The organism is Aeromonas sp. 600886 (assembly GCF_049174935.1).
In the GTDB taxonomy this organism is placed as follows: Bacteria; Pseudomonadota; Gammaproteobacteria; order Enterobacterales; family Aeromonadaceae; genus Aeromonas; species Aeromonas veronii_A.
Genome location: NZ_JAAKUB010000014.1, coordinates 86,245 through 99,267 on the forward strand (window position 1 = coordinate 86,245; position 13,023 = coordinate 99,267).

The following is a 13,023-nucleotide window of genomic DNA, read 5'->3' on the forward strand; positions in this document are numbered from 1 at the left end:
AAAGCAATTTTTAACAGGTATGTCGTATGAAATATTTTGTAACTGGTGCAGCGGGATTTATCGGTTCGAAGGTGTGCGAACTACTGTGCTTGAAAGGGTATCAGGTTATAGGTATTGATAACCTAAATGATTACTATGAGGTATCTCTTAAATTAAGTAGACTTGAACAGTTAACTCCATTTTCTAACTTCAAGTTTGTAAAAATGGATATCTCTGATAGAAAATCTATCCTGACTCTTTTTTCCAAAGAGAAGTTTGACAGAGTAATTCATCTTGCCGCTCAAGCCGGTGTTCGCCATTCAATGGAATCTCCCTTTTCTTATATTGATAGCAACGTAGACGGATTTTTGACAATTCTGGAAGGTTGTCGTCATCATCATATTGAGCATCTTGTTTATGCATCTTCTAGCTCCGTATATGGAATGAATGAGGAAATGCCATTTAGAGTGAGTGAACCCACTGACCATCCTATTTCGTTATATGCAGCGACAAAAAAAATGAATGAGCTGATGGCGCACACATATTCTCATTTGTATGGTATCCCAACCACAGGATTGCGTTTTTTCACAGTTTATGGCCCGTGGGGACGGCCGGATATGGCATTATTTAAATTTACTAAATGTATGCTGTCTGGACAGCCAATAGATGTATATAACAATGGTCTGTTAAGCCGAGATTTCACATATATAGATGACATTGCTGAAGGTGTGATCCGGGTAGCGGACGTGATACCGGTTGAAAATTCTGCCTGGCGTTGCGCAACTGGTTCTCCAGCTGATAGCAGTGCCCCTTATCGTGTATTTAACATTGGTAATGGTAGGCCGATTAAAATAGTTGATTTTATTCAATCTCTCGAGCAAGCGCTGGGGGTTAAAGCTATAAAAAATATGATGCCCATGCAGTCGGGTGATGTTTATGCGACATGGGCGGATACTGAGGATTTATTTGCTACTATTTCATATCGCCCATCAATGAAGATAGAACAGGGCATACAGAATTTTGTTGAATGGTATCGCTCTTATTATCAATTTTTGGATGTGAAGGTTCAATAATGAAAATTGCCGTTGTCGGTATAGGTTACGTAGGTTTGTCTAATGCAATATTGTTAGCTCAGAACCATCATGTTGTTGCATTTGATGTTAATCCAGAAAAAGTGTCCATGATTAACAGGCGACAATCTCCAATTATTGATTCTGATATCGATCTGTTCTTTAAACAACGGACTTTGGATCTTACCGCAACCTTGAATAAATCAACCGCTTACCAACATGCTGACTATATTATAATTGCGACGCCCACTAATTATGATCCTGATACAAATTGCTTTGATACTGCGTCGGTAGAGTCAGTTATTTTTGATATTATGGAAATTAATCCTGAGGCAGTAATTGTAATCAAGTCTACTGTTCCTGTTGGTTTTACCTCTAAAATGCGGATGACTCATAATTACGAGAATATTTTCTTTTCCCCCGAGTTTTTACGTGAAGGGAGAGCATTATATGATAACCTTTATCCATCACGTGTTATAGTCGGGGCAACAAGTGAATATGCACGAACATTTTCTAGACTTATGATTGATGGGGCAATAGAAAAAAATGTGCCAGTCATTTTTACTGAAAGTACGGAAGCAGAGGCTGTAAAATTATTTGCTAACACATATCTGGCGATGCGAATCGCATTTTTTAATGAGTTGGATACATATGCCCAAAAAAATAATCTAGAAACAAAGGATATTATTGATGGTGTTTGCCTGGACCCTCGTATTGGCCACTATTACAACAATCCATCTTTTGGTTATGGAGGTTATTGTCTGCCAAAAGACACCAAGCAGCTTCTGGCAAATTTCAACCAAGTGCCCAGCAACCTGATTAGAGCTATTGTTGATGCTAATACAACGAGAAAAGATTTTATTGCCGATACAGTTATCGCGACTAATCCTAAACGAGTAGGTATTTATCGACTAGTTATGAAGGCTGGTTCGGATAATTTTAGAGCATCGGCAATACAGGGAGTCATGAAAAGAATCAAGGCGAAGGGTATTGAGGTTGTTGTTTATGAGCCATCCTTAATGGAACCTTATTTCTTTAGGTCAAAAGTCATCACTGAAGTATCCGTATTTAAAGGTATGTGTGACATTATACTTGCCAACCGAATGAGTCCTGATTTAGCCGATGTGATTGATAAGGTCTATACACGAGACATTTTTGGCTACGACTAAAGCAGACTGCATATTTTCAATTGCTGTGCTTTTGTCAAACCAGGAAAGAGTGGCAAGGTCATTGCGCCTGCGTAAAATTGCTCAGTAGAGGGCAGGGTAGTATGAGTCCACTTTTGATACCAAGGTTGTTTGTAAATAGGTATATAGTGCACGTTGGCGCCGATATCCTGTGCACGTACTTTTTGGAAGAGCGCACTGCGTTGTTCAGGGGCTACATGGTGAACATAGAGATGGAAGGCACTACGCCGCTCGGTGTTGAAATGACGAGGTAGCTGGTGTGGTGCCAGTCTTTCGAAGTAGTACTGGGCAATCTCGTTACGCGTGTGAATCCATGTCTCCAGATTGGCCATCTGGCTCAACCCCAGCGCAGCCTGAATGTCGGTCATGCGGTAGTTGAAGCCGAGCATCTGCTGCTCATAGTACCAAGGGCCGTCCGGCTCATTGATAAAGTCTTCCGGTTCACGGGTGATGCCATGGCTGCGGAGCATGCGCATCATCTTGGCAAGCGCAGGGTCGTTGGTCATGGCCATGCCACCCTCGCCAGTGGTGATGATCTTCACCGGGTGGAAGCTGAATACTGTGATGTCGCTATAGCGGCCATTGCCGGTAGGCTCACCATGATAACGGGCACCAAGGGCGTGGCAGGCATCTTCGATGATCTTGAAACCGTACTTTTGTCCCAGGCGGTGGATCTCCTGCATGTCGCAGGGGAGGCCGGCAAAGTGCACCGGTATGACTACTTTGGGTAGCTTTCCTTCCGCCTTGGCTGCAATCAGCTTCCTCTCCAGCTCCAAAGCGCACATGTTACCGGTATCTGGTTCAATATCGACAAAATCGACTTGTGCACCGCAGTAGAGAGCACAGTTGGCGGATGCAACAAAGCTGATGGGGGATGTCCAGACCCAGTCGCCGGGGCCAACGCCAAGTGCCAGACAGGCTACATGGAGTGCTGCGGTACCTGAATTGACTGCCACCCCGAATTTGGCTCCACAGTAATCGGCTACTGCTTGCTCGAAGCGGGGGACTACGGGTCCCTGGGTCAGGAAGTCGGACTTGAGAACGTCCACAACAGCATCGATATCTACCTGGCTGATGGATTGGCGGCCATAAGGGATCATTCAGTTCTCCCCTTTTGGTTCATTTTCAAAAGCTGTTCAATGGTAAAAAAGTGAGGGTTGCTGCGAGAGTTATATTCGAAGCCCTGTTCTACCATTTTTCCTTTTTCGCCCGCCGCTGTTTTGGAGAAATCGTTGTTGCGATTATTGAAGTTGATGGTTGGGCCAATCACGAAGAAGTCATCAAACTCGAAGGTGTGATAAGAGTCATCGGCAGGACACATCACTTCATGGAGCTTCTCTCCCGGGCGAATGCCGATGATCTTGTGTGGCAGGTGAGGGGCCATGGCGCTGGCGAGCTCGGTAATTCGGACGGATGGCAACTTGGGAACAAATATTTCCCCCCCCTTCATCCGCCCAAAATTGTCCAGGACAAAATCAACCCCTTGCTGCAAGGTGATCCAGAAACGCGTCATCTCCTCATGGGTGATGGGTAACGCATCCGCCCCCTGGTCAATCAGCTTTTGGAAGAAGGGGACGACAGAGCCGCGAGAACCCACCACGTTACCGTAACGAACCACTGCAAAACGGGTGGGATCCTGCCCCGCGATGTTGTTTGCTGCCACGAAGAGCTTGTCTGATGCCAGTTTGGTGGCACCGTAGAGATTGATTGGATTGGCAGCTTTGTCAGTGGAGAGGGCAATAACTTTTTTGACTTGATTGAGCAAAGCGGCCTGGATCACGTTCTCTGCACCATGGATATTGGTTTTAATACACTCCATGGGGTTGTATTCAGCGGCTGGAACCTGTTTCAGTGCTGCTGCATGAACCACGTAATCGACGCCACGCATTGCCATGGTAAGCCGGTTGGCGTCTCGGACATCACCGATAAAATAGCGCATGCAGGGGTCGTTAAACTCCTGTTGCATCTCGAACTGTTTCAGTTCGTCACGAGAATAGATGATGAGCCGTTTCGGCTTATAACGTTCCAGTACTGTCTTGACCAATCGTTGGCCAAACGAGCCGGTGCCACCTGTGATCAGTAGCGTTTTATCGTTGAACATTGTGGGCATCTCGTCATAAAAACAGTAGATGAATCATATGCTAGCAAATAAAGTACCAGCTTTTTTGGCAAAGAGTGTGATCCATTCACAAAAACAGTTTCAAAGATTTGGGCGCACCCAGACCACCTCGGATTGGCTCGCATCAGTAGAGCTTTATCAAGATGTGCTGGAGCTCTGCGTGCTTAGCTGAATAGCCTGGCAAACCTCTTCAACCCCATTGAGGGCTCTCGGGGTGAAGCGGTGTAGTTCATCCGAGTTGATCAAATCGAGTCGCTGGTGCTGCACCGCATCGAGATTGGGCCACTTTTGCCAGTGATTCAGGGCGTCAGGATCTTGACTCCCCGCCAGGATCAGCGCGGGGTTCGCTTTGATCACCTGTTCCATGTCCACTTGAGGGTAGGGGGTCTTGGCATTTGCCATGACGTTGACCCCGCCGCAGAGTTCGATGGCCTGAGCCGGCCAGGCATTGCCACTGACGCTGGTGAGCGGTGGGTACCAGAGCTGGTAGAACACCTTGACGCCGGTTGATTGTCCATAACGCTGTTGCAGCTCATGCAGGCGCGCCAGATAGCGATCGGCGGCCTCGTTGGCACTCTTTTCCACACCCAGCAATTTGCCCAGGGCCCGCATCTCGGTGGCCAGCGAGGCAAAATCGGTGGGCTCTGAGTAGAAAATCGGGATTCCCAGTTGTTCCAGCGGTGCCAGCATTCGTGACTGGGCCGAGCGCCAGCCGAGGATCAAGTCCGGCTTTTGTGCCAGCAGGGCCTCGACATTGATGCTGCGATAATTGGCCACCTTGGGCTTGGTTTTCACTTCGGCGGGATAGTCTGAGGCATCATCAACGGCCACCAGTTTGTCACCGGCACCGATGTCGTAAAGCAGTTCGGTAAGATGGGGTACCACGCTCACCACCCGGCTCGGAGTCGCGGCAAACAGTACGCCGGGCAACCAGGCAACCAGCACGCAGGGCAGCCAGATCGGCAATCGCAGCCATCTATCCATGAAATAACCCCGCTATCGTGACAACCAGCGCCAGTATCAACCAGCCCCAGCCGCATCCTTGCAGAATGTTGAGCACCTTGCGCGGAGTCTCGCTATCTGGCTCAGCACCTGTGCCGATGACTGGCCAGCGCTGGAGAGCCCCCTGATAGTAGCGAGGGCCACCAAGGCGGATCCGGCACTTGTCTACCAGCAGGGTGAGCAGCATCCCCATGGCGGGATAGGGCCAGAGCGCGCCACTTCGCAGCAACTGCGCTGCCTGCTTGAGACGGCTTGCCAGCAGTGGCAGCCCCAGCAACAAAATGACGGGGGCATTGAGCCCCTGATAGAGGGTGCTGGCGGCGCGACCAAAATGGTCGAAGGCGGGATCTTTGCGACTCCAGCTCAGGTTCATCAGCTGCACCAGCCGCCAGAGCAGGGCGCCCTGTACGCCAGCCAGGGCAAATCCCAGCAGCGGGCCAGCCCATTGGCCCACCAGGCGCAGGGCGCAGCTCTCCGTCACTGCTTTGGCGAGCCCCATGGGCGAGAGTTTACCGGTCTCCCGCTTGAGCCAGGGGGCAGACTGCAATCTCGCCAGCGGCAGGGTCTCCTGGGTGGCGAGCGAGCGGGTGGCATGGGCGAGTTCGCGTAGTGGGCGGGATTCGAGCATCAGCAGCAGGAACAGCAGGTCGAAGACCGGCTCGCTCAGGGCCAGATTGCGAAGCGACCAGAGCCCGGCTGCGCAGGGGAGCCAGACTACCAGCATTGCCAGCAGGCCGGCCTGCATTTGCTGGCCGGGTGAACCATCGGGTCTGTGTACCTTGTGCCCCAGCCGGGTCAGCAGGGGCGTGACGGCCGAAAGACGCAGATGGGATGGCCACGGGATCACCGCCTCCAGCAGGGCAGCACCTACCAGAATGGCCGCCGTCGTCGAGAGGAGGGCGTCGGCCATCAAATCAAGCGAGCCGGTCTCGATCACAGCTTGCCGAGCATCTTGATGATCACTTCGGCGGAGTGCTTGCCGGCCACTTCGATGAAGGCATCGAAGGATTCAACCTGTTCCTTGCCGGCGATATCGGACATGGCGCGCACCACCAGATAGGGCACTTTGAACATGTGGCACACCTGACCGATGGCGGCACCTTCCATCTCGACCGCCAGCATCTGCGGGAAGTCGGCGCGAGCCTTGGCGATGGCGTCCGGTTTACACATGAACTGATCGCCGGTACAGATAAGGCCAACCTTGGTTTGGTGCTTGCCCTGCTCGGCGATGCAATCCTGAGCGACCGCGATGAGTTTCTCGTCGCAGGGGAAGGCGGCGGGTTGCTGCGCCATCTGGCCCATCTCGTAACCAAAGGCGGTCACGTCGACATCGTGGAAACGCATCTCGCTGGCGATCACCACATCACCGATATGCAGGTCTTGGGCAAAGCCGCCCGCAGAGCCGGTATTGATGACGCAGTCGGGGGCAAATTTTTCCAGCAGCAGGCTGGTGGCCACGCTGGCGGCGACCTTACCGATACCGGAGCGGGTCAGGATCACCTCTTTGCCTGCCAGCTCCCCTTGATAGAACTCGCAGCCGCCCAGTTGCAGGGTGGTGGGGTTGCTCATCTGGCTGCGCAGCAGGGCCACTTCTTGCTCCATGGCGCCGATAATACCTACTTTCATTGCTGACCTCGTCTTGATAGCCGTGTGGCTGAATTTAAGTTGCTGTAGATCATAACAAAAGATGGCGTCGGCGCCGAGAGGCACAAGCGAAAGGAGAGATGAAGCGCGGCGCTCCATATGGGAGCGCCGCAGGTGACAAAAAGCATTGATGAGGAGGGGAGAGTGCCTTTAGCCGAGCGCAGTATCGAGGGTCATCATCAGGGCAAAGCCCGCCATCAGGCCGAGGGTGGCATAGGTCTGGTGACCGTTGCGGTGAGTCTCCGGGATCACCTCGTGCGAGACCACAAACAGCATGGCACCGGCGGCGAGCCCAAGTCCGATGGGGTAGGCGATGGCAAGGCCGCTGGAGAGCCCCACCCCGAGCAGGGCGCCAACCGGTTCGAGCAGGCCGCTGGCGATGGCAACCAGCACCGCGACAGAGGGGCGAAAACCGGCGGCGCACATGGCCAGCGCTACCGCCAGTCCTTCGGGTATATCCTGCAGTGCGATAGCGGTGGTGAGCGGCAGCCCCACCGACATATCACCCTGCGAGAAGCTCACCCCGATGGCCATCCCCTCCGGCAGGTTGTGCAGGGCGATGGCAAAGACGAACAGCCAGACCCGGGAGCAGCTCTCATGGCCGGGGCCGCAGGGGCCGGTTTTGTCGTGCTCGTGCGGGGTGAACTGATCCAGCCCCAGCATCAACAGCACCCCGAGGGTCATGCCAACTACCACTACGGCGGCGGCGCTAAAGCCGTTGCCGGTGATCCCCTCGGCGGCCTCCAGCCCCGGCAGCAGTAGTGAGAAGGCACTGGCGGCCAGCATCATGCCGGCGGCAAAGCCCAGCATGGTGTCCTCTACCTTTTGTGGTACCGAGCGCAGTAACAGGGCGGGCAGGGCGCCGATAGCGGTGGCGGCAAATCCGGCGGCACCACCGATAAGGCCGTAGCGCACGCCGCTGGTCACTTCGCCGGTAGCGAGCATGATGAGACTCTGCAACAGCAGCAACAAGACGGCTGCCAGCGCGATAAAGAGGCCGAGTGCGGTGAGCGGGCGGCTTTGCATCTGGCTACGCAGCTGCTGTGACCATGATAACGGGGGGAGAGCAGAGAGATGGTCCATGGCATGACCTCGAGTGTGTAAAGTGGATGGTGGCATTACATCGATTCGGCCGCCCCTTGTCCATGTCTGCAGGGCGATTGCCACTATCTGAAAATCTGGAAAGAGTTTATCCAGGCAACCACATGGGGACTCTTATCGGTCGCCAAAGGCGGGGGCAAGAGGGGTTGTCTGCAAATGACAGAAGTGGATGTTGAGTGGCAAGTGGGGATGCATCGCCAACTCTTTTAAATCAGCTGCAGATGTCTGCCTTGGTGTTCGGATAACAGAAACAAAAAAACCGGCTTGCGCCGGTTTTCTTGTCTTGGTGAATGCTGGGGAGCTGGCTTATTTGGCCAGGGACTCCGGCAGCTCTTCGCGGATCTTGCCGAGCATCTCTTTCAGGACGCGCGGGTTGGCAACCACGATGTTGCCGGAGTTTTCGTAGTTGTGGCCACCAACGAAGTCGGTGACGATGGCGCCGGCTTCTTTGGCCAGCAGCTCACCGGCAGCGGTGTCCCAGGGCTTGAGGCCGATTTCCCAGAAACCGTCGACACGACCGGCAGCCACGTAGGCCAGATCCAGTGCGGCAGAGCCGGAGCGACGGATGTCGGCACATTCGATGAACATGCTCTGGAACATCTTCAGGTAAGGCTCGATGTGATGCTTCTGCTTGAACGGGAAACCGGTCGCCAGCACGGTGCCAGCCAGCTCTTTGGCTTTGCCGACACGAATGCGGTAGCCGTTCAGCTGGGCGCCGCTACCACGGGTAGCAGTAAACAGTTCGTCACGGATGGGATCGTAAACAACGGCTTGTTCGGTTTTGCCTTTCACGCGCAGGGCGATGGAGACGGCAAAGTGCGGAATGCCTTTGACCAGGTTGGTCGTGCCATCCAGTGGGTCAATGATCCATTGGTAGTCCGGATTGGTACCGGCAATCTCACCAGACTCTTCAGCAACAATGCTGTGCTCTGGGTAAGATTTTTTGATGGTGTGAATGATGGCCGCTTCGGCTTCACGGTCAACGTTGGTCACGAAGTCATTGCTGCCTTTTTGGATAGCCTCAATGTTCTCAGGCTGGGAGAAGGCTTTTACTACAACTTGACCGGCGTTGCGCGCAGCGCGCACGGCGATATTCAGCATCGGATGCATAGGTTCACCACTGGATGTTAAAGAACGGGGGATAAAAGGACGCGGTATGATACCAGTATTTTGTGCGATGGCAACTGTTATCCCCCTACGACCAATTGATTACCACTGCCAGATTTGACGGCTCCAATATAGACCAGATCTGCGCTAGTCTTATCCCAGCAGCCGGATACAGGCTGTCATGAGCATAGGGATGTGAACCATGAATTTGTCATTAGTGAGTCAGAACGTGTCTGCGGCCAGCGAGGGACTGTTGGCCATCTTGCGGTCATCACCCGAGTATGGTGATCACTTTGCCCACATCACCGTGACCCCCCTTGCCCAGTGGCAACCGGCCAAGACGGAGGCGGCGATCCTGCTGATCGACGGCGATGCGCCCTGGCAGGATGCCGGATTTACCCGGGGAGAGGATGAGACGATCGGTTTGCCGGTCTTGCCGTTGCTGATCCGCAAGGGAGACAAGGAGCTGACGGTCTGTGGGCCGGATGTGCGTGACCCCCGTTTCTATTTTGTCTCAAACGGCATCGTGCTGGATGAGTCTGAGCTGGCCGAGCCTGCCTGCAGCCGGGTGCTGCTGCGCAAACTGGAGTCTTACTTCCCGTTGCTTTCCCGCCTGATCATGCTGCGCCAGCGCAAGCCGGTCGCCACGCTCAACTAGCATTTACCATTGCCAGAGCGCACTAGCGGCGCACCGTAGCCTTGTTTGGCCAGCGGTGCGTCGCTTTTTAATGGTCTGGAGCCGGTCACTTGTTGCAAGATGAGGCGGCTATGGTGTTGCACCCTGTTCCAACCGTGCAATCTGGCTATGACCAACAAGGAGTGAATCATGATCGACTTTTACACCGCCGCGACCCCCAATGGTTTCAAAGTGGCGATCGCCCTCGAAGAGCTGGGTTTGCCCTATCGGGTCATTCCTCTCGATCTCTCAGCACTGGATCAGAAGAAGCCCGAGTTTCTCGCCATCAACCCAAATGGCCGTATTCCGGCTATCGTCGATCGGGATAATGACGATTTTGCCGTATTCGAGTCGGGCGCCATCCTCATCTATCTGGCGGAGAAAGCAGGCAAATTGTTGCCGGCCGATCCCAAACACCGCTCTCAGGCTATCCAGTGGCTGATGTTCCAGATGGGTGGGGTAGGGCCCATGATGGGGCAGGCCAACGTCTTCTATCGCTACTTTCCCGAGAAGATCCCCGCCGCCATCGAACGCTATCAGAAAGAGGGGCGCCGTCTATTCGAGGTGCTCGACAGCCATCTGGCCCATCACGAATATCTGGCGGACGAGTACAGCATCGCCGATATTGCCACCTGGCCCTGGGTGCGTATTTATGACTGGAGCGGCATCTCCATCGAGGGATTGCCCCATCTGCAAGCCTGGATGGATCGCATGGCAGAGAAACCTGCCTGCCAGAAGGGGATCACCATACCGCCACGCAAGGAGCAGCCCGATGAGCTGATCAAGCAGGCGCAGCAGATGGTAACCCGTTGATTTTTAACTGCTGACGGGGCGTAAAGCTCCGTAATATTAGAAAAACTAAGGCAAGCCGATTATAAAGATTCGTTCGTTTTCTGTGAGCTGAATCACTATGATGCCCCCATACCACCAAGCGTCCTGTGCGGTGGTCTGGCGGGCTCCCCGCCTACTGTTTCCAACACTGTTTTTGATTGCATCACAGCATCTGTGATCGGATTCCTCTGGGCTATTTTGTGCCAGAGGGCGGTAGCATTTTTTCGATTTTTTGGGACTGATATGGATCGGCACAGTTTTTATCCGTTGTTTTTACTGACCATTCTGATGGTCGCTGTGGGCCAGATGACCCAGACCCTCTATGTCCCCTCCATTCCCATGATGGCGGAGGATTTCAATGTGGCCTCGGGCCAGTTGCAGGCGGTGATGGCCTGTTACCTGATCCCCTATGGCCTCTCCCAGTTTGTCTACGGGCCGCTGTCGGATCGCATCGGTCGTCGTCCGGTGCTAATCGTCGGCATGATGGTATTTCTGGTAGGAACCTTGATCATTCAGGTCATCCCCCATTTTGCCGCCCTGCTGGTGGGCAGCTTTATTCAGGGGCTGGGTACCGGTGCCGGTGGCGCCATGAGCCGTACCGTGATGCGGGATCGCTACAATGGCGCCGAGCTCAACCGCGCCAACAGTCTGGTCAGCATGGGGGTGATCTTCTCCCCGCTGCTGGCACCGGTACTGGGGGGATGGCTGACTGAGCTGTTCAACTGGCGTGCCGGTTACTGGTTCCTGTTCGGTTTTGGTGCCGTAGCCACTCTGGCGATCATGGCCTGGTTTGGTGAAACTCTGCCTGCTGCTGCCCGTCAGCCACTGCGCGTCGGTGCTGCCTATCGCCACGTGCTGGGCAACCCCAAGTTTCAGGGCAACCTGCTTTGCCTGATGGCGACCTTTGCCGGTTTGGCAGTGTTCGAGGCTGCGGCCGGTGTGCTGCTGGGCGATGTGCTGAAACTGAGCGCCCGTACCGTGAGCGTGCTGTTCGTGCTGCCGCTGCCCGGCTATCTGTTCGGGGCCTGGCTCTCTGCCAAGCTGAGCTTTCGTTTGACTCAGGGCAAGCTGATGCGTCTGGGGATCGCCTTTCTGGCGCTCGGCTCCCTCATTATTCTGGTGCCGGGGCTGTTCGGGGTGGTGAGTGCCGCCTCGCTGGTCGGTGGTGCGGCTGTCTACTTCATCGGTAGCGGTATTCTCTACCCGACCGCCACCTCCTGCGCCATCGAGCCCTTCCCGGGTCAGGCCGGCACCGCGGGGGCCATTCTCGGCGGGATGCAGAATCTGGGTGCCGGTGTGGTGACCCTGCTGGCCGCCGGTTTCCCGATGACCGGTCAGGTGACTCTGGGTGCCATCATGACCCTGATGGTGCTGATCGTGGCGCTGAGTTTTGTCTGGCTGCGTCACCACGGCTCGCCTCACGAGCAGATGGCCATCTAAATTTGCTTGCCTGCTGCAAAACAAAGCCCGCCTGTTTGGCGGGCTTTGTCGTTATGGCAGTGTCCGTTTCACACCTTGTCCCATTGGGTTCTCCATTTATTGGGCGAAAGGTGTAAACCATATTCAGGACGGGACAGTTCGTTGATCATCAGGCAAAGAAAAAGCCCGTCACGCTGGTGACGGGCTTTTGCTGTTGGTACCCCGAGATGCCGTTGCCGGTTTGGGCCCTTGAACCGTCGGTTCAAGGCGGGGATCGGATCTGACCGCAGGCTTCTCGGTCGTGCCGAGCATGCGCAATAGCCAGAAGGCAGATCCCCTGTTTGGTATGAATATCGGCTCGGGGACTTGAACCGGCTGACAAACATCCCAGGGAATTTTAAAACGGTTTGCGATTAGGGCTGCTGCCCCTCTTCGCTGGAATCACCATATTGTCCGTGCTCGATCAGGGCCGCTTCGATGGTGCGCTGCAGCATCTTGATCCGCTTGTCCATGGTCTCAGAGTATTGGTGGTTCTTCTCTTTTTCAAGGCAGAGCTCATGACAGAAATTGAGCGCCGCCATGATAGCCAATTGCTCGTTGCTGGAGACTTTGGAGCGTTGACGCAGGTCGATCAACTTGTCGGTCAGCTGCTCGGCGGCCTGGCGCAGGGCATCCTGCTGTCCCAAGGGACAGGATACCTTGTAGGGACGTCCCAAAATGACGATTTCTACGGCCTCTGTGCTCATGCCTTCCTCAATACGGCGGAGCTGATTTCCGCCTTTATCCACGTGGACAACTGGGCGGGACTATATAGCGCAGATGCATAAGTTTCAAGGCCTTGCTGGCTCTGCAAGAGGGAGAATGCTAGGATCCTGACCATTAATTCTG

General features: G+C 54.2%; 13 protein-coding genes and 1 other RNA gene. 5 read left to right on the forward strand and 9 right to left on the reverse strand.

The genetic code is table 11. The features are described 5' to 3' along the window. Positions 1 to 26 precede the first annotated feature (26 nt). Together G5179_RS12460 and G5179_RS12465 are read left to right on the forward strand one after the other, a co-directional pair. Positions 27 to 1,052, forward strand: coding sequence for an NAD-dependent epimerase (locus G5179_RS12460; RefSeq protein WP_421258473.1), 1,026 nt, complete (start codon positions 27 to 29; stop codon positions 1,050 to 1,052). Continuing rightward, positions 1,052 to 2,218, forward strand: coding sequence for a nucleotide sugar dehydrogenase (locus tag G5179_RS12465; RefSeq protein WP_216953971.1), 1,167 nt, complete (start codon positions 1,052 to 1,054; stop codon positions 2,216 to 2,218). Before G5179_RS12460 ends, G5179_RS12465 begins: the two co-directional genes overlap by 1 nt. Here the strand turns inward: G5179_RS12465 and pseC are convergent. The 7 genes from pseC to suhB all read right to left on the reverse strand — a co-directional run bounded on the left by pseC (position 2,215) and on the right by suhB (position 9,212). After that, positions 2,215 to 3,336 (reverse strand): UDP-4-amino-4,6-dideoxy-N-acetyl-beta-L-altrosamine transaminase, encoded by a 1,122-nt coding sequence (pseC, locus tag G5179_RS12470; protein ID WP_421258474.1) that lies wholly within the window; start codon positions 3,334 to 3,336, stop codon positions 2,215 to 2,217. The genes G5179_RS12465 and pseC overlap by 4 nt on opposite strands. Continuing rightward, a complete protein-coding gene (pseB, locus tag G5179_RS12475; protein ID WP_227340774.1) occupies positions 3,333 to 4,337 on the reverse strand; it encodes a UDP-N-acetylglucosamine 4,6-dehydratase (inverting) in 1,005 nt (334 codons plus the stop codon). Before pseB ends, pseC begins: the two co-directional genes overlap by 4 nt. A gap of 156 nt (positions 4,338 to 4,493) precedes the next feature. Next, positions 4,494 to 5,339: a cobalamin-binding protein gene (locus G5179_RS12480; protein ID WP_421258475.1), complete on the reverse strand. Its 846-nt coding sequence runs from the start codon at positions 5,337 to 5,339 to the stop codon at positions 4,494 to 4,496. Beyond that, positions 5,332 to 6,294 carry a cobalamin biosynthesis protein CobD/CbiB gene (locus G5179_RS12485; protein ID WP_421258476.1) on the reverse strand — a complete coding sequence of 321 codons (963 nt, stop codon included), beginning with the start codon at positions 6,292 to 6,294 and terminating at the stop codon, positions 5,332 to 5,334. The genes G5179_RS12480 and G5179_RS12485 overlap by 8 nt, the downstream gene beginning before the upstream one ends. After that, complete coding sequence (gene mtnN, locus G5179_RS12490; RefSeq protein ID WP_021230869.1) at positions 6,291 to 6,983, reverse strand: 5'-methylthioadenosine/S-adenosylhomocysteine nucleosidase; 693 nt, start codon at positions 6,981 to 6,983, stop codon at positions 6,291 to 6,293. Before mtnN ends, G5179_RS12485 begins: the two co-directional genes overlap by 4 nt. A gap of 168 nt (positions 6,984 to 7,151) precedes the next feature. Continuing rightward, on the reverse strand, positions 7,152 to 8,084 hold the full coding sequence (locus G5179_RS12495; protein WP_421258477.1) for a ZIP family metal transporter: 933 nt from the start codon (positions 8,082 to 8,084) through the stop codon (positions 7,152 to 7,154). Positions 8,085 to 8,408: 324 nt separating this feature from the next. Further along, a complete protein-coding gene (gene suhB / locus G5179_RS12500) occupies positions 8,409 to 9,212 on the reverse strand; it encodes an inositol-1-monophosphatase (protein WP_021230872.1) in 804 nt (267 codons plus the stop codon). A gap of 199 nt (positions 9,213 to 9,411) precedes the next feature. On the opposite strand from suhB, the gene G5179_RS12505 reads away from it, so the two are divergent. The 3 genes from G5179_RS12505 to emrD all read left to right on the forward strand — a co-directional run bounded on the left by G5179_RS12505 (position 9,412) and on the right by emrD (position 12,156). Beyond that, a complete protein-coding gene (locus G5179_RS12505; protein WP_421258478.1) occupies positions 9,412 to 9,867 on the forward strand; it encodes a hypothetical protein in 456 nt (151 codons plus the stop codon). 168 nt (positions 9,868 to 10,035) lie between these two features. After that, complete coding sequence (locus G5179_RS12510) at positions 10,036 to 10,698, forward strand: glutathione S-transferase family protein (RefSeq protein ID WP_266133853.1); 663 nt, start codon at positions 10,036 to 10,038, stop codon at positions 10,696 to 10,698. Positions 10,699 to 10,959: 261 nt separating this feature from the next. Then, complete coding sequence (emrD, locus tag G5179_RS12515; protein WP_120414003.1) at positions 10,960 to 12,156, forward strand: multidrug efflux MFS transporter EmrD; 1,197 nt, start codon at positions 10,960 to 10,962, stop codon at positions 12,154 to 12,156. 194 nt (positions 12,157 to 12,350) lie between these two features. Here emrD and ssrS read toward each other — a convergent pair. Both ssrS and zapA read right to left on the reverse strand, forming a co-directional pair. After that, positions 12,351 to 12,532, reverse strand: a non-coding RNA gene (ssrS, locus tag G5179_RS12520) — 6S RNA. Positions 12,533 to 12,548: 16 nt separating this feature from the next. Next, positions 12,549 to 12,881 carry a cell division protein ZapA gene (gene zapA, locus G5179_RS12525; RefSeq protein ID WP_005333910.1) on the reverse strand — a complete coding sequence of 111 codons (333 nt, stop codon included), beginning with the start codon at positions 12,879 to 12,881 and terminating at the stop codon, positions 12,549 to 12,551. Positions 12,882 to 13,023 lie beyond the last annotated feature (142 nt).

Coding starts and splice junctions, on each gene's coding strand:
- G5179_RS12460 (WP_421258473.1), top strand. CDS start 27: ATGAAATATTTTGTAACTGGTGCAGCGGGATTTATCGGTTCGAAGGTG.
- G5179_RS12465 (WP_216953971.1), top strand. CDS start 1,052: ATGAAAATTGCCGTTGTCGGTATAGGTTACGTAGGTTTGTCTAATGCA.
- pseC (WP_421258474.1), bottom strand. CDS start 3,336: ATGATCCCTTATGGCCGCCAATCCATCAGCCAGGTAGATATCGATGCT.
- pseB (WP_227340774.1), bottom strand. CDS start 4,337: ATGTTCAACGATAAAACGCTACTGATCACAGGTGGCACCGGCTCGTTT.
- G5179_RS12480 (WP_421258475.1), bottom strand. CDS start 5,339: ATGGATAGATGGCTGCGATTGCCGATCTGGCTGCCCTGCGTGCTGGTT.
- mtnN (WP_021230869.1), bottom strand. CDS start 6,983: ATGAAAGTAGGTATTATCGGCGCCATGGAGCAAGAAGTGGCCCTGCTG.
- G5179_RS12495 (WP_421258477.1), bottom strand. CDS start 8,084: ATGGACCATCTCTCTGCTCTCCCCCCGTTATCATGGTCACAGCAGCTG.
- suhB (WP_021230872.1), bottom strand. CDS start 9,212: ATGCATCCGATGCTGAATATCGCCGTGCGCGCTGCGCGCAACGCCGGT.
- G5179_RS12505 (WP_421258478.1), top strand. CDS start 9,412: ATGAATTTGTCATTAGTGAGTCAGAACGTGTCTGCGGCCAGCGAGGGA.
- G5179_RS12510 (WP_266133853.1), top strand. CDS start 10,036: ATGATCGACTTTTACACCGCCGCGACCCCCAATGGTTTCAAAGTGGCG.
- emrD (WP_120414003.1), top strand. CDS start 10,960: ATGGATCGGCACAGTTTTTATCCGTTGTTTTTACTGACCATTCTGATG.
- zapA (WP_005333910.1), bottom strand. CDS start 12,881: ATGAGCACAGAGGCCGTAGAAATCGTCATTTTGGGACGTCCCTACAAG.